Genomic DNA, 15,492 nt, shown 5'->3' with positions numbered 1-15,492 from the left:
CTTCGTGCCTTCGTGGTAAGCTACTCCTCCATTTTTGCAGAAAGCTCAAACCAGCGCTCCTCCTTATTTTCAATTTTAGAAATGACATCCTGCAATTGCTTCGCTTTCGTTTCAATTTCGGAATCTGCTACTTTTCCGTCAGAAAATAATTGCTCGATTTTGGCTTTTTCGATTTCTAAATCCTTGATTTCACGCTCGATTTTCTGGAATTCCTTCTGCTCATTGAAAGTCAGATTCCCTGTCGGATTGTTCTGCTTCAGGCTTTTTTCTCTACCTTATTTTCTTCTTTCTGTGCAACATCGGCACTGTCTTCATAAGCACGGAAATCAGAATAATTTCCGGGAAAATCTTCTATCTCGCCTTCGCCACGGAATACAAATAAATGATCTACGATTTTGTCCATAAAATAACGGTCGTGCGAAACTACGAGTAAGCATCCAGGATAATCCAGAAGGAAACTCTCAAGTACATTCAAAGTCACAATATCAAGGTCGTTCGTCGGCTCATCCAAAATCAAAAAATTCGGATTCTGGATTAAAACCGTACACAAATACAATCTTTTCAACTCGCCGCCACTCAGTTTTTCAACATAATCATGCTGTTTTTTCCTGTCGAAAAGAAATCTTTCGAGAAGCTGCCCGGCAGAAATAATTTTTCCTTTCGTAAGCGGGATATATTCCCATATTCCTTAATAATATCAATGACTTTCTGCCCCGGTTTCGGGTTGATGCCGCTTTGCGTATAATAACCGATTTTAATCGTATCGCCCGTAATGACTTTCCCGGAATCAGGCGGAATCGTTCCCGTAATCAAATTCAAAAACGTCGATTTTCCCGTACCATTTTTCCCGATAATCCCAATGCGTTCGCCGCGCTGAAAATCAAAAGTAAAATTATCAAGGATCACTTTGTCCTTGAATTTTTTGGTCAGTTTGTGCAGCTCAATGATCTTGCTGCCCATTCTTTCCATATTGATTTCAAGCTCGACCTGGTTTTCCTTGCGGCGGCTTTCGGCTTTTTGCTTGATGACATAAAAATCATCCTGGCGTGATTTCGATTTTGTCGTTCGCGCTTTCGGCTGGCGGCGCATCCACGCTAATTCTTTTACGAATAAGTTCTGCGCTTTATCAATACTCGCGTTTTCCGAGGCAATCCGCTGCTCTTTTTTCTCTAAATAATAAGAGTAGTTACCTTTATATTGGTACAATTTTCCATTATCCAATTCGATGATTTCGTTGCAAACGCGCTCCAAAAAGAAACGATCGTGCGTGACCATGAAAAGCGTAATATTTTCTTTCGCGAAATAACTTTCAAGCCACTCGATCATCTCCAAATCCAGATGATTCGTAGGCTCATCGAGAATCAGCAAATCCGAACGGCTGATGAGAATAATAGCTAATGAAAGTCTCTTTTTCTGTCCGCCCGAAAGATTTTTCACTTTCAATTTAAAATCCTCGAGCTTCAGTTTGAACAAAATCTGCTTGAATTGTGTTTCAAAATCCCACGCATTGTGCTGGTTAGATTTTGTCAAAAGCTTTCTGGTAGGCTTCTTCGTCGGCAGGATTTTCGAGCGCCTTTTCGTATGCTTCTATGACTTTCAGAATCTCATTATCCGAAGCGAAAATACTTTCCTCAATCGTGAGTTCGTCCTGCAGATTCGGCACCTGCGACAAAAACGCCATCTTGATTTCCTTGCGCATCACGGCCTGGCCCAATCGGCTTCTTCCTCGCCGTTAATGATGTTCATGATGGTCGTTTTGCCCGTTCCGTTCTTGGCAATAAAGGCGATTTTCTGGTCTTTGTTGATGCCGAACGAAATGTTTTCAAACAAAATGCGTTCGCCAAATGACTTCGATATATTTTCTACTGAAAGGTAATTCACAAGGATAATTTTTGGCAAAAGTAAGCTATTTTTCAGGAGCAATTTGCTTCGCCAATTCGCTTTTTTTGAAGCTCGGTTACCGCTTTCCTCCCAAATCTTTTTGTTCTTAAAGAAAGAACAAAAAGGATTTTCCTTGTCAATCGGGGCTAGGCATTCGTTTTCGATTGACGTTAACAATTTTTACGGGAAAACCGTAATCATCGTCGAACAGTATTTCGTAAATTTGAAATCATAATCATTTCATCATGAATACAGCGGCATTGAAAATCAATATCACACAAAGAATACTGAGCATAGAAGACGTTTCCGTTTTAGAAAAAATCACCAATTTACTCGATAACGAAAATGTAATCGGATTTGATGCTGAAGGAAATCCGATTTCTGAAAAAGCATACGCAAATGATATACGTGAAAGCCTGAATTTACTCAACGAAGGTAAATTGGAAACGCTTTCCGAAGACAAATTAAAAAAAGAAATTCTGGGTCAATGAAAGTTGTCTGGAGAAGAAAAGCAGCAGACGAACTCAAACAGATTTATGAATTTATAAGAAGGGAAAGTCCGCAAAATGCCGTTTTAGTATTCAATAAAATTTATGAACTGGCAGAATCACTCGCCGATTTCCCATATAAATTCCCGATTGATCCAATTATTAATCTTGAACATGTAAGATTTACGGCAATTTTCAGTTTTAAAATTATTTATGCTGTACATAAAGATAGTGTTGTAATTTTGAGGGTTTTCAATACAAACCAAAATCCAACAAAACTGAAATTTTAATTGTGAAACTCTCCGTCGTCATCCTCAACTACAACGTTCGCTATTTCCTCGAGCTTTGCGTTTTAAGCGTACAGCAAGCGATTCCGGATATTGATGCTGAAATTATTGTTGTCGACAACAATTCCCCTGACGACAGTTGCGAGATGATAAAATCACGTTTTCGGGATGTGAGGCTGATTGAAAACAAAGAAAACTCAGGTTTTCCAAAAGGGAATAATATCGGCGTTGCCGCTGCAAAAGGCGAATACATCTGCATTTTAAATCCGGATACGGTTGTTGCTGAAGACACTTTTTCAAAGATATTGGCCTTCGCTGAAAAGCAAAATAACCTCGGAATTACCGGCTGCAAACTCATCGACGGAACAGGAAATTTCTTGCCCGAATCCAAACGCGGATTGCCGACCCCATTTATTTCCTTCACCAGAATGTCAGGTTTGTATAAATTATCACCGAAACTTTTCGGCAAATATTACGCTTCTCATTTATCAGAAAATGAAACCGGAGAGATTGATATTCTCGTAGGGGCTTTTATGCTGATGAAACGCGATTTATACAATGAAATAGGCGGATTCGACGAACAATTCTTCATGTACGGCGAAGATATCGATTTGTCGTATTCTGCCATAAAATCAGGAAAAACGAATTATTATTTCCACGAAACCTCGGTCATCCATTATAAAGGGGAAAGCACCATCAAAGATGAAAAATACCGAAAGAATTTCCGTGACGGAATGGCGATTTTCTATAAAAAGCACTTCTCCGGATATTTTTCTTTTTTACTTGAAATGGGCATGAATTTATTCGCTTCGGCTAAAAAATCAACCGCTTTAAAACAGCAAAATAAAATTCCGGAAAATTATATCCTGATTTCCGATGATGAAAATTTACAGAAAAGACTCGCATCAAAATTTCAAAAAATCGTCACATTATTAAAATCGGAAAACCAAAAAGCATTATTTTCGCAAACGTTTTCGGAACAAAAAAATGCGGAAGTGATTTTTGATAATAACGCAATTGCATTCAAAGATTGCATTTCTGTCATGCAAACGCTCAGAAACGGTAATTTTACGTTTAAGATTCTGCCAAAAAACCGCGATTTCATTATCGGTAGCAATAGCAGCGACAGCAGGGGAGAAGTCATAAAATTGTAAGATTAAAGGGCAAAATGACTGCGAGATTTTAAAATTATCAGTAATTTTGCACCTAGAAAATTTAATTCACCATCAGGTTATCAATATGGCAAAATTTGAATTGAAACTTCCGAAAATGGGAGAAAGCGTTGCTGAGGCGACCATCACGAATTGGTTAAAAAAAGTAGGCGACCCGATTGCAGCTGACGAAGCTGTTCTTGAAATCGCTACCGATAAAGTAGATTCTGAAGTGCCTTCTGAAGTTTCGGGCGTTTTGTCTGAAATCCTTTTCAATGTGAATGACGTTGTAAAAGTCGGCCAGACAATCGCTTACATTGAAATTGAAGGCGGCGTTGTCGTTGACGCTCCGGCGCACGATGTTCCGGCTGCGGCAGTTGCTGAAGTGCAAAAAACGGTTGAAACAGCTAAAGCAACTACTTCTGAGCCACAGGATTTCTCACAATCTGAAAAATTCTTCTCGCCATTAGTGAAAAATATCGCCAGGGAAGAAGGCGTTTCTGTAGATGAACTTGAAAAAATAAATGGCAGTGGCAAAGACGGCCGCGTGACCAAAGACGATATATTAAAATTTGTCGCCGAGAGGAAAGCAGGCGGCAGTCAGCAGTCGGCAGCTCCTGTACACGTAGCAGAAATTCCACGACCACAAACTGAAACACCAACACCTAAAACCCAAAACCCAATACCCGTTTCTGTAAATGGAGGCGACGAAATTGTCGAAATCGACCGCATGCGCAAACTGATTTCAGGTTATATGGTCGCATCCGTGCAAACTTCGGCACACGTGCAGTCGTTTATCGAAGTCGATGTGACGAACATCGTAAAATGGCGCGATAAAGTAAAAACCGCATTCGAAAAAAGAGAAGGCGAGAAGCTCACTTTCACGCCAATTTTCATGGAAGCTGTCGCAAAAGCACTCAAGGATTTCCCGGAATGAATATTTCTGTCGAAGGCGATTACATCATCAAAAAGAAAAACATCAACCTTGGAATGGCAGCAGCTCTGCCAAACGGAAATTTAATTGTTCCTGTTATTAAAAATGCAGATCAACTCAATCTGGTCGGAATGGCCAAAGCCGTAAACGATTTAGGCAACCGCGCAAAAGCCGGAAAATTAAAACCAGATGATACGCAGGGCGGCACTTACACCGTAACCAATGTCGGGACTTTTGGAAGCGTTTTCGGAACCCCAATCATCAACCAGCCGCAAGTTGGAATCTTAGCATTAGGCGCCATCAGAAAAGTGCCTGCGGTTATAGAAACTCCTGAAGGCGATTTCATAGGCATCCGCCAAAAAATGTTTTTGTCGCATTCTTATGACCACCGCGTTGTTGATGGTGCGTTGGGTGGAAGTTTCGTGAAACGCGTTGCTGATTATCTTGAAGCCTTTGATGCTAACAGGGATTTCTAAAAAACGAATCTTATACAGAATAGGCGACCTTATTTCAGGTCGCTTTTTTTATGGCACGATTTGCTGATTATCAGGAAAACAGAAAAAGTACCGGGAATGCAATAACAAAATACATCTTGAATAATTTCAAAAGTAAACAGGAAGCTGCGGCCAGCGAAAGAAATGACAGGATTTTCCGGATGCCTTCCCGAGCTGCAGATTTCCGTAATTGTCCCATAACAAAAGGATTAACGGTGTAAAAGCTATAAAGGATAAAGGGATTAATATCATTTTCAGGAATTTTATTTACCTTTAAGAATATTCTTCACCTCTTCAATGCTTTTCCCGTTGAGCCATTCCTCTACACTCGGAAAATCATCAGCGCTGCCTGCAACCTCAAGGTTATTTAGTGCGTGATGTTCAGGCAACTGCATATCACGCAACACAAAAAGGTCGTTGGGCGTACAGTTCAGGCTGGTGCACAATATCGTAAGCTGCCTTAAATTTACCTGTACCGCCTGCCCGTTCATCATTTTTACCAGGCTGCGGTTGTTGATGCCTGCCTTGATCAGGAATGCCGACGGAAACCTGATGTTTCGTGCCTTCAGGGATGGGCCATAGGTCTAAAATGATACTGCTGTCATAAGGTTTCAGGTCGCCTCTTTTTTTCTTAACATGCTACACGTGTTTAAAATAAAAGACAATAATACGAAAAAATAAGTATTTAGTAATACATCCTGACCGAGAAGTAATCTGTTTTTGCCGAGGCGTAATCTGTTTTAGCTGATAAGTAATAAAATTTATTTATTAAGTAATAAATTATATTTTAAGAGTAATAAATTTTATAATTAATATAATAAAGTTTATTACTAAAGTAATTTATAAAAATAAATAAGTAATAAATACATTTATTTAATTATTTTTTACTGATTTTAGACGTTTGGCGTATGAATTTGATGATTACAAACACGTCATCACTTGGCAACTTCACCTTAATCAACTACATTTGTATCCTTATAAATATCAAATGGAACTCAAACTCAACCGCCCAATCTGCTTCTTCGACCTCGAAACCACCGGAATCGATATCTGCAAGGACAGGATTGTCGAAATATCAATCTTCAAGGTTTTTCCAAACGGAAATAAAGAAAGCAAAACATGGTTAGTGAATCCGGAAATGCCGATTCCGCCGCAGTCGACTGCCGTTCATGGTATCAGCAATGAAAAAGTGGCGAACGAGCCGACTTTCAAGGATTTATCACATCAGGTTTATAATATGATTAAGGATTCTGATCTGGCAGGTTACAATTCTGACCGTTTTGATATCCCGCTTTTAGCGGAGGAACTGCTGCGCGTTGGTTTGGATTTCGATATGAAAAGCCGCGTTTCTGTTGATGTGCAGACGATTTTTCACAAAATGGAAGAGCGTACTTTAAGTGCCGCTTTGAAATTCTACTGCGGAAAAAGCCTTGAAAACGCGCATTCCGCCGAGGCTGATACAATGGCGACTTACGAAATCCTGAAATCACAGCTCGATCGCTACCCTGAATTGGAGAATGATATGAAATCGTTATCAGAATTCACAACCAGAAAAAAAATCGCCGATTTCGCCGGAATGATTGCCTTTGATAAAGACGATGAGGAAATCTTCACTTTCGGGAAGCACAAAGGCGCGAAAGTCGAAAAGATACTTGAGACCGAACCGGGATACTTCAGCTGGATTCAAAATGCTGATTTCCCGTTGTATACGAAGAAAGTGCTTACGGCGATCAAACTTCGTAAATTGAATAATAAACTAAATTAATAAGTAATAAAGTTTCAAAGTTGCAAAGTTTTCCAATTTTGCGCTACAGCCTAGCCCGGATAGCAGTGGAAATCCTTTTGTCTCGTTTCTTTAACGAGACAAAAGATTGGAACGGATAGCCGGATTATGCTTCTTAAAAAAAACTCTGAAACTTTGAAACTCTGAAACTTTGCAACTTAAATGAAGCTAATCTGCATCGGCCGCAACTATGCCAAACACATCGAGGAATTGCAAAACGAGCGTCCTGATGAACCCGTGATTTTCCTCAAACCGGATACGGCGATTGTACTGAAGAAATTCCCTTTTGTGATTCCGGAATTCAGTGAAGACGTGCATCATGAAGTGGAAGTTTTGGTGAAAATCAACAAAGTAGGGAAGTATATTTCGCCAAAATTCGCACATACTTATTATGATGAAATCGGTCTTGGAATTGATTTCACCGCGCGCGATTTACAGCAAAAGCTGAAAGACAAAGGCCTGCCGTGGGAAAAAGCCAAAGCATTTGACGGTTCGGCAGTTATAGGAGAATTTTTGCCGAAATCGCAGTTTGTATCGATGGAAAATCTTACATTTGAATTAACCAATAACGGAAAGTCTGTCCAAAAGGGTAATACAGCCAATATGCTGTGGAAAATTGACGGGATTATTGCATATGTTTCTCAGTTTTTCACGCTCAAAATCGGCGATATTATCTTTACGGGAACTCCGGAAGGCGTTGCGGCGGTAAAGCCCAATGACGTGCTGGAAGGCTTTTTAGAAGACAACAAACTATTCAGAATACAGGTAAAATAATGGCATTAAATTATAATTTATCCAAAGTTTACGCTATTTCGGAAAATGACGACGATTTTGCATTGCAGATTGCCGAGCTTTTTGTTACCGAAGTCCCTGCCGACCTAGAGCAGGTGAAAGAAGGCATCGAAAATAAAGACTACAAACAGGCATATGCCTATGCCCATAAAATCAAGCCGACACTCGATTTGCTCGGAATGACCGTTGGTTTTGAAGAAATCCTCGTGATTGAAGACTGGACCAAACGCGAAGGCAAGCGCAAGGAAATCAAGGATACTTTTAAGAGCCTTGAAGCGCGTGTGGAGAAGGCGGTGAAGGAGATTACGAAGGATTTTAATCTTTAAGAATTACTTCGGTTTTTAATTGTAAGTAAAGCAGAAAGGCATATGAAACGCATTTTCCTGTTATCGGCTTTTTTGTTTTTTGCTGGCGTGAGTGCGCAGAAGGTATTTGATTTTGATTGTATTCTGGAATATAGTGTGAGGTTCGCAGATACTTCAATGGTTAAGCGACAAATTATTATGACCAATTCCAAGGATAGTAATTATTTTGCCTTTATCGATTCAGTTGACAGTCTCAAGTATGAGTTGACCTTTTATGATTATAATTCGATTACTGCTAAATCAATTTTTTCTAAAGAAATGCCAGATTCCGAAAATTTAATCTTTCAATACAGTCAGGTAGCTCTTTCCTATTATCAAAAAGACCAACTGAAAAATTACGATTTCACGGTAGCAAATGATACGCTGATTGACGGGAAAAATTATGATCATTATTATTTAAGAAGTGTAAAACTAAAACGTGAGAAGCGAAAAAACCTGAGCATTTTGAATTGGGTAATTGAGCCCGGAACAGAATATCATTTGCCATTACTAATTCACCCGACTGCATTTGCTGAGTGGAAATCAAAACCAAATTTGCCGAATGGCATTCCGAAATTATATTACCATTATAATCCCAACAGCGGTAAAATTTCGTCTACCTATACTTTGTTAAAAATCACCAAAATCCATAAAAGGATTACGATTCCTGAAGGTTGTGAACCTTTTGTACCGCTCGTGATAAGATATAGAAACTAATGAAAGCCACGATAGTAACAATCGGAGACGAAATCCTGATCGGCCAAATCGTCGATACCAATTCCGGATTCATCGCTAAATCACTCGACAAAATCGGAATTGAAATTGATGAGATGATTTCGATTTCGGACAACAAAACCCACATTCTCGATACTTTTAAGAAATTACAGAACAAAGTCGATCTGGTTGTAATTACGGGTGGGTTAGGTCCAGACGAAAGACGACATTACGAAGAAAACTTTCTGCGATTATTTTGAGGATGAACTCGTAACCGATGAAGCCGTTCTGGCACACGTAACCGAATTGATCGAAGGATTTTTCAAACGACCGATTACGCAATTGAACAAAGACCAGGCTCTGGTGCCGTCAAAAGCGATGGTTTTATTCAACAAAGTCGGCACCGCGCCCGGCATGTGGATGAAGAAAGAAGATACGGTTTTTATTTCGCTTCCCGGCGTTCCGTTTGAGATGAAATATTTAATTGAAAACGAAATTATTCCAAGAATCGTAAAGGAATACGAACGCCCCTACATCATCCATAAAACCATCCTGACTTATGGAATGGGCGAAAGCATGCTCGCCGAAAAAATCGAAGACTGGGAAAATAACCTGCCAGATTTCATCAAACTGGCGTATTTGCCAAGTCCGGGACGCGTGCGTTTGCGCCTTTCCGCAAGGGGAACTGATAAAGCGGTTTTAGAAAAATCTATTGATGAAAATGTTACTTCGCTCACAGCAATCATCGGCGAAATCATCGTCGGATTTGAAGAAGATGAAACGATTGAATTTGTTTTGGGAAAATGGCTTACTAAAAATAAAAAGACGATTGCCGCTGCCGAAAGTTGCACTGGAGGAAAGATTGCACAGACCATTACTTCGGTTCCCGGCGCATCAGCTTATTTTAAAGGCAGCATCGTCACCTACACCAAAGAAATCAAAGTAAATATCCTCGGCGTTTTACCCGAAACCATCGAAAAATATTCTGTCGTAAGCGCCGAAGTCGCAACGGAAATGGCAACCCGCGTAAAAGCATTAATGAAAACCGATTACGCCATCGCCACCACCGGAAATGCCGGGCCGGCAAAAGATGATGGTGCAGATGCCAAAGTCGGAACGGTTTTTATCGCATTGGCAACTCCGAGCGAAGTAATTTGCGAAGAATTTAATTTCGGGCAGCCGCGTGAAAAAGTAATCGACCGCGCTGTAAATAAGGCACTTGAGTTGCTTCAGAAAGAAACCCTCAAAAATAATTGACATTTCATCGTTAAATTGGCATTGTTTTGGCTTCTGTCAAAAAAAATAGCTATTTTCGGGCGCTCCAAAATGGATATTTGGCAACCTTAACAATCAAAATATTTATGAAGAAAATTTACTTTGCAATTGCGGCCTCTTTAGTAGCAACACTTTCATTTGCGCAGGCACCAACCGGAAACCTGACGATTTTTTCAGAAGACGGCGATAAGTTCTACCTGATTTTGAACGGAGAGCAGCAGAATGACATTCCGCAAACCAATCTCAGGATTGAAGAGCTTACCCAACCGTATTACAATGCAAAAATCATTTTCGAGAACAAAGCGCTTGCTGAAATCTCGAAAAATAATCTTTCTATTACTGACATCGACGGCATTTACGAAGATGTTACATACAAAATCAAACGCGATAAGAACAACAAGAATAAAATGAAGCTGAATTTCTTTTCGGAAATTCCGGTCGACCGTCATTATGTTGCGCCGAAAAATGTTTATGTAATGCATTACGGAGCGCCACCGCCGGTCAATACCGTTTCGCAAACGACCACTACTACAACAACTGTCGGCGGTAATAACGGTATCGGAATGGGCGTCAACGTAGGCGGCATCAACATGAACGTCAACATCAGCGAGCCTTCAGGTGTTTATACAGAAACAACAACTACGACCATCAACAGCGGTTCGCAACAAAATCTTGGTTTTGAAGAGGTTGTTCCTGACGGTTGCAACAGCGGATATGCAATGGGTGCCGGTAATTTCAACAGCGCTTTGGCATCGGTAAAAAAGCAGAATTTTGACGATACAAAACTCAAAGTTGCGAAGCAGATTACAGAGGCAAATTGCCTTAATGTGAACCAGATTAAGCAGTTGGCAAATACGATTTCTTTCGAAGCTACAAAGCTTGAATTCGCCAAATTCGCTTACGACCACTGCACAGATCCGAAGAACTATTTCAAACTGAACGATATTTTTACCTTCAGCACCAGCATTGATGAATTGACAGAATACATCGGGAATAAGTAAAATTTAATTTCTGTCAGCTGCCTAAAATCCTGACCGAAAATATTTTAAAAAAAAGAAGAATAATGTTTTGTAAATGCAGTTTATTTTCTTTTCTTTGCACCCTGATTTTGAATAACGATAAAAGATAAGCATAATGTCTAGAGTTTGTGACCTTACAGGTAAAAGAGCGATGGTAGGAAATAACGTTTCCCACGCTATGAATAAAACCAAGAGAAAATTTTCTGTAAACTTGGTTAAGAAGCGTTTTTATCTTCCTGAAGAAGACAGATGGATTACGCTCAGAGTAGCTGCATCTACTATTAAAACGATTAACAAGAACGGAATTGCCGCTGTTTTGAAAAAAGCACAGGCAGAAGGATTTATTAAATAATCTTTTCCCAAATAAATACAAAGCAAAATGGCAAAGAAAGGCAACAGAATCCAGGTAATCTTAGAATGTACTGAGCACAAAGCTTCAGGCGTTGCTGGGACATCCAGATACATCACCACAAAGAACAAGAAAAATACTCCGGAACAGATTGGAAATCAAAAAATTCAATCCGATCCTGAAAAAAGTAACTGTTCACAAAGAAATTAAGTAATCAGAGATTCGTCTCTTAATAATATAAGTCATGGCAAAGAAAACCGTAGCGACCTTACAGACACAGTCTAAAAGATTATCAAAAGCCATCAAAATGGTAAAGTCTCCAAAAACCGGAGCTTATACTTTCGTTGAAGCGATTATGGCTCCTGAGTTGGTTGATGAGTTCTTGAAAAAGAAATAATTAACAATTCCATCATATACAAAAGCTACTTTCATCCGGAAGTAGCTTTTTTATTTTTATCTTTGTGCAGCTTTTCCGGCTATGCGTTGCAAGTCCTCAGCGTTCAAGCCGTTTTTTGTATCATTCCCGCGGCTTCCGTTGGTCGCCCCGGCAATAATCAAAAAACTGGCCTTCACGCCTCCGGGCTTTCCACTGCTATCCGGGCTGAATAATGAGTCAATTAGAGAATGAGATAATTAGAAAATTATGGAATCATCCGGAAATTTTTTACACACAAGTTCGCTAATTATCTCATTATCTAATTTTCAAATTTTCTAATTAAAATGAGTTTTTTCAAAAAAATATTCTCTTCCGAAAAGAAAGAAACACTCGATAAAGGCCTCGAGCAATCCAAAACTTCTTTTTTCTCCAAACTCACCAAAGCCGTCGCCGGAAAATCAAAAGTAGATGATGAGGTTCTGGACAACCTTGAAGAAGTGCTCGTCGCTTCAGACGTTGGTGTCAACACCACTTTAAAAATCATCACACGCATCGAGAAACGCGTCGCCGAAGACAAATACCTCGGAACCGACGAACTCAACAAAATCCTGCGCGAAGAAATCGGCGCACTTTTATCCGAAACCAATCTCGGTGAAGCCACAGAATTCAGCATTCCAAAAGATAAAAAGCCTTATGTTTTAATGGTTGTCGGCGTTAATGGCGTCGGAAAAACCACAACAATTGGTAAACTGTCGCATCAATTCAAAAAAGCAGGTTATAGTGTGGTCTTAGGTGCTGCTGATACTTTCCGCGCTGCAGCTATCGATCAATTACAGATCTGGGCCGACCGTGTGGGCGTTCCTTTGGTAAAACAACAAATGGGGAGTGATCCGGCTTCCGTAGCTTTTGATACCTTGCAGTCTGCCGTAGCACAAAACGCCGATATTGTTATCATCGATACTGCAGGCCGTCTGCACAATAAAGTCAACTTAATGGCAGAGCTGACCAAAGTAAAACGGGTGATGCAAAAAGTGGTTGCCGACGCGCCACATGACGTTTTATTGGTTTTAGATGGTTCAACCGGACAAAATGCTTTTGAGCAGGCGAAACAATTTACTGCCGCTACCGAAGTCACTTCATTAGCAGTCACAAAACTCGACGGAACTGCAAAAGGAGGCGTCGTAATCGGTATTTCAGACCAGTTTCAGATTCCGGTAAAATATATCGGAGTAGGCGAGGGCATTGAAGATTTACAGGTTTTCAATAAGTTTGAATTCGTAGATTCTTTCTTTAAATAATGGTCAATAATAGCACGCGGAGAAAATTACAGCTTATTTTTTCTGCAGTAATTGCGTTTTTCTGTGTTTTCCAGATTATATCGGTGCTGACGGCTTATTTCCAACAGAAAGCAGCAATTAAAAACCCGCTCATTCCGGAATCTTTAATTATCGGTGTTCGGAATTTCACCATTTTCGTAGTGATTTCCTATTTGCTGATTTTGATAGCGAACGTATTCTGTCTTTACAAAAAGCAATATTTTTATGTGGTGCAGATTGTTTCTTTTGCAATTATGCTGCTGTTCCAATTCTGCTATCCGCAGATTATCGACTTTTTTCTTAGCACTTAATTATAAAGCGCGCTGATTTTTTCCCAAAGCACTTCGTCAAAATCTGAAAGTGCTAAATTCACGTCGTCTGCCGCGTCGCCCATTCTGATAATCACCATCTTTTTACCAGGAACCACATAGATTTTCTGGTCATTTTTGCCCAACGCCATAAACATATCGTTCGGTCCGGTCGGAATGATGCTTCCCGGAAAAGTCAGCTGGCTTTGCGGCAAATGGTAATTTGCTTTTCCGTTGAGCCACCACAAATAACCATATCCGAGGTTGATATTTTGTGAGGTTGTTGTCGCTGCATTAAAGTAATTTTCGTTCAGGATCTGGGTGCCATCCCATTTTCCTTTGTTGAGCATCAGCAATCCGAAACGCGCCATACTTCGCGTCGTGCTCCAATAAACACTCAAATCTTCCCCACTTTGAAGCCATGCACCAGTCATCCCGATTTTATCGCGAAGTTGTGCATTGAAGTAATTCGGCCATGTCTGTCCGGTAGCGGCTGCCACCACGTCCTGTAATTTCACGTATGCATTATGATAAGCCCAACGTGTTCCGGCGTCGGCTTTGTATTGCAGGTTGGCGGGAGAGACGTCGTCGCCTAATGCGTCGTCAAACCCGGAAGTCATTGTTAAAAGATGCTTGTTCGTAATCAGGTTTTCTTTTGCCAAAGACTCGCTTGTCCAGCCGGTTCCCAAATATTGAGAAACTTTGTCATTGATATTCAGAAACCCTTGTTGTTCGGCGATTCCGGTCACGGTTGCAGTCAAAGTCTTCCCTGCGCTTGCCCAATACCATGGTGTAGTAGCAGAATGCCCGTTGAAGTAATTTTCCATGACTATCCTTCCATTTACTAAAATCATAAAACTTTTTGAATGCTTGGTTTCAAGGTAATCGAGCAATGGTTGTACAGCGGACTGGTTCCATTCGAGGTCAGCGATTGTTTTGGTTTCCCATTCAGTACCGGTAATTGGCGGGAAATACATCGTTTCTGTCGGAAGTGGATTTTCTTCCGTTGGATTATCGTCTTTCGGGCTACATCCTAAAAACATAAAAATCAGCAGTATCGGAAAATATATTTTTCTCATGGTTTGGGGTTTCTTTTAAGACTTTAAATTTATCAAATAGTTTAATCGATTGCTTTTTTATAAGCGCATTTAATGGTAATTTTATTGTTTAGAAATTTCAGATGAAAAGAGCAGTTTTATTATTTACGGTTTTGATTTTATCGGCCTGTCAGCAAAAAATAGAGGAGCAAGACATTGCAAAACTCAATGGTTATTGGGAAATCGAGAAAGTAATCTTAGCCGACGGTTCCGAAAAAGATTATAAAATAAATGAAACCATTGATTATCTGGAGATAAAAAATGATTCCGGTTTCCGGAAAAAAGTAATGCCGCAATTTGACGGAAAATATTTGGTGAACAACCAATCAGAAAAAGTAAAAGTGATTTTCAAAAACGGAAAAACGTTCCTTGAATACAAAACTGATTACATCAAATGGCAGGACGAAATCTTGAAAATTTCAGATGACAAACTCACCCTGAAAAATTCGCAGGGCATTTCATACCAATACAAAAAACCAATTCCATTCAGCTTAAAATAATGGCAAAGCGACTCAGCAACGACAGCCCGATTGGTGATATCCTTAAAGAAATCATACAAGTTAACAAGCTTCAGCCCGGCATCGACCAGATTGCAGTGAAAGAAGCGTGGCGGTCGTTGATGGGAAATGGCGTGAATACCTACACCCGAAATGTCGCCTTGAAAGGAAGCGTTTTATATGTCGAATTGACGTCGTCTGTGCTTCGCGAAGAACTGAGTTACGGCAAAGATAAAATCATCAAAATGATCAATGAGGAACTGCGGCGCGAAGTGGTGAAAGAAGTTGTTTTAAGATAGTGTTCAGTGGTAGGTGTTCAGTAATCAGTGTCCAAAAAAACAAAAATCCGCTTCAAATGAAACGGATTTTTTTATTGATAAAGCAGTC

General features: G+C 40.0%; 16 protein-coding genes and 4 pseudogenes. 17 read left to right on the top strand and 3 right to left on the bottom strand.

Annotated elements, in window-relative coordinates; genetic code table 11:
• Positions 1-20: 20 nt before the first annotated feature.
• Positions 21-1,881: pseudogene (locus ACSLFW_RS18995) on the bottom strand (ABC-F family ATP-binding cassette domain-containing protein).
• 245 nt (positions 1,882-2,126) lie between these two features.
• Here ACSLFW_RS18995 and ACSLFW_RS18990 point away from each other — a divergent pair.
• The 4 genes and pseudogenes from ACSLFW_RS18990 (at position 2,127) to ACSLFW_RS18975 (ending at position 5,217) form a co-directional block, all read left to right on the top strand.
• Positions 2,127-2,372 carry a hypothetical protein gene (locus ACSLFW_RS18990; RefSeq protein ID WP_436557058.1) on the top strand — a complete coding sequence of 82 codons (246 nt, stop codon included), beginning with the start codon at positions 2,127-2,129 and terminating at the stop codon, positions 2,370-2,372.
• Positions 2,369-2,659 (top strand): type II toxin-antitoxin system RelE/ParE family toxin, encoded by a 291-nt coding sequence (locus ACSLFW_RS18985; RefSeq protein WP_436557057.1) that lies wholly within the window; start codon positions 2,369-2,371, stop codon positions 2,657-2,659. Before ACSLFW_RS18990 ends, ACSLFW_RS18985 begins: the two co-directional genes overlap by 4 nt.
• Before the next feature lie 2 nt (positions 2,660-2,661).
• A complete protein-coding gene (locus ACSLFW_RS18980; protein ID WP_436557056.1) occupies positions 2,662-3,810 on the top strand; it encodes a glycosyltransferase family 2 protein in 1,149 nt (382 codons plus the stop codon).
• Positions 3,811-3,895: 85 nt separating this feature from the next.
• A pseudogene (locus ACSLFW_RS18975) lies at positions 3,896-5,217 on the top strand (dihydrolipoamide acetyltransferase family protein).
• Positions 5,218-5,498: 281 nt separating this feature from the next.
• Here ACSLFW_RS18975 and ACSLFW_RS18970 read toward each other — a convergent pair.
• On the bottom strand, positions 5,499-5,768 hold the full coding sequence (locus ACSLFW_RS18970) for a helix-turn-helix domain-containing protein (protein WP_436557493.1): 270 nt from the start codon (positions 5,766-5,768) through the stop codon (positions 5,499-5,501).
• Between the two features lie 455 nt (positions 5,769-6,223).
• Between ACSLFW_RS18970 and ACSLFW_RS18965 the strand changes: the two genes are divergently transcribed.
• From ACSLFW_RS18965 to ACSLFW_RS18915, 11 genes and pseudogenes are all read left to right on the top strand, one after another.
• Positions 6,224-7,000 carry an exonuclease domain-containing protein gene (locus ACSLFW_RS18965; RefSeq protein WP_436557492.1) on the top strand — a complete coding sequence of 259 codons (777 nt, stop codon included), beginning with the start codon at positions 6,224-6,226 and terminating at the stop codon, positions 6,998-7,000.
• A gap of 180 nt (positions 7,001-7,180) precedes the next feature.
• Positions 7,181-7,792: a fumarylacetoacetate hydrolase family protein gene (locus tag ACSLFW_RS18960; protein ID WP_436557055.1), complete on the top strand. Its 612-nt coding sequence runs from the start codon at positions 7,181-7,183 to the stop codon at positions 7,790-7,792.
• Positions 7,792-8,136, top strand: a complete 345-nt coding sequence (locus ACSLFW_RS18955; protein WP_436557054.1) for an Hpt domain-containing protein — start codon at positions 7,792-7,794, stop codon at positions 8,134-8,136. The genes ACSLFW_RS18960 and ACSLFW_RS18955 overlap by 1 nt, the downstream gene beginning before the upstream one ends.
• 297 nt (positions 8,137-8,433) lie before the next feature.
• The gene (locus ACSLFW_RS18950) at positions 8,434-8,871 is read left to right on the top strand and encodes a hypothetical protein (protein ID WP_436557053.1); all 438 of its coding nucleotides are present in this window, start codon (positions 8,434-8,436) and stop codon (positions 8,869-8,871) included.
• Positions 8,871-10,125 (top strand): annotated as a pseudogene (locus tag ACSLFW_RS18945) (competence/damage-inducible protein A). Before ACSLFW_RS18950 ends, ACSLFW_RS18945 begins: the two are co-directional and overlap by 1 nt.
• 104 nt (positions 10,126-10,229) lie before the next feature.
• A complete protein-coding gene (locus ACSLFW_RS18940; protein WP_436557052.1) occupies positions 10,230-11,144 on the top strand; it encodes a DUF4476 domain-containing protein in 915 nt (304 codons plus the stop codon).
• 133 nt (positions 11,145-11,277) lie between these two features.
• A complete protein-coding gene (rpmB, locus tag ACSLFW_RS18935; RefSeq protein ID WP_091259039.1) occupies positions 11,278-11,514 on the top strand; it encodes a 50S ribosomal protein L28 in 237 nt (78 codons plus the stop codon).
• Positions 11,515-11,541: 27 nt separating this feature from the next.
• Positions 11,542-11,725: pseudogene (gene rpmG / locus ACSLFW_RS18930) on the top strand (50S ribosomal protein L33).
• A 30-nt stretch (positions 11,726-11,755) separates the two neighbouring features.
• Positions 11,756-11,908 carry a DUF4295 domain-containing protein gene (locus ACSLFW_RS18925; RefSeq protein ID WP_436557051.1) on the top strand — a complete coding sequence of 51 codons (153 nt, stop codon included), beginning with the start codon at positions 11,756-11,758 and terminating at the stop codon, positions 11,906-11,908.
• Positions 11,909-12,231: 323 nt separating this feature from the next.
• The gene (gene ftsY / locus ACSLFW_RS18920) at positions 12,232-13,185 is read left to right on the top strand and encodes a signal recognition particle-docking protein FtsY (protein ID WP_436557050.1); all 954 of its coding nucleotides are present in this window, start codon (positions 12,232-12,234) and stop codon (positions 13,183-13,185) included.
• Entirely contained in the window at positions 13,185-13,514 is a 330-nt protein-coding gene (locus tag ACSLFW_RS18915; RefSeq protein ID WP_436557049.1) for a hypothetical protein, read from the top strand. Before ftsY ends, ACSLFW_RS18915 begins: the two co-directional genes overlap by 1 nt.
• Here ACSLFW_RS18915 and ACSLFW_RS18910 read toward each other — a convergent pair.
• Positions 13,511-14,590 (bottom strand): serine hydrolase domain-containing protein, encoded by a 1,080-nt coding sequence (locus ACSLFW_RS18910; RefSeq protein ID WP_436557048.1) that lies wholly within the window; start codon positions 14,588-14,590, stop codon positions 13,511-13,513. The genes ACSLFW_RS18915 and ACSLFW_RS18910 overlap by 4 nt on opposite strands.
• A gap of 101 nt (positions 14,591-14,691) precedes the next feature.
• On the opposite strand from ACSLFW_RS18910, the gene ACSLFW_RS18905 reads away from it, so the two are divergent.
• Positions 14,692-15,108 carry a lipocalin family protein gene (locus ACSLFW_RS18905; protein WP_436557047.1) on the top strand — a complete coding sequence of 139 codons (417 nt, stop codon included), beginning with the start codon at positions 14,692-14,694 and terminating at the stop codon, positions 15,106-15,108.
• Positions 15,108-15,404 carry a DUF721 domain-containing protein gene (locus tag ACSLFW_RS18900; protein WP_436557046.1) on the top strand — a complete coding sequence of 99 codons (297 nt, stop codon included), beginning with the start codon at positions 15,108-15,110 and terminating at the stop codon, positions 15,402-15,404. The genes ACSLFW_RS18905 and ACSLFW_RS18900 overlap by 1 nt, the downstream gene beginning before the upstream one ends.
• Positions 15,405-15,492 lie beyond the last annotated feature (88 nt).

Source organism: Flavobacterium sp. 3HN19-14 (assembly GCF_051373205.1).
GTDB lineage: Bacteria > Bacteroidota > Bacteroidia > Flavobacteriales > Flavobacteriaceae > Flavobacterium.
This window is presented reverse-complemented; position numbering and strand designations above follow the sequence as displayed.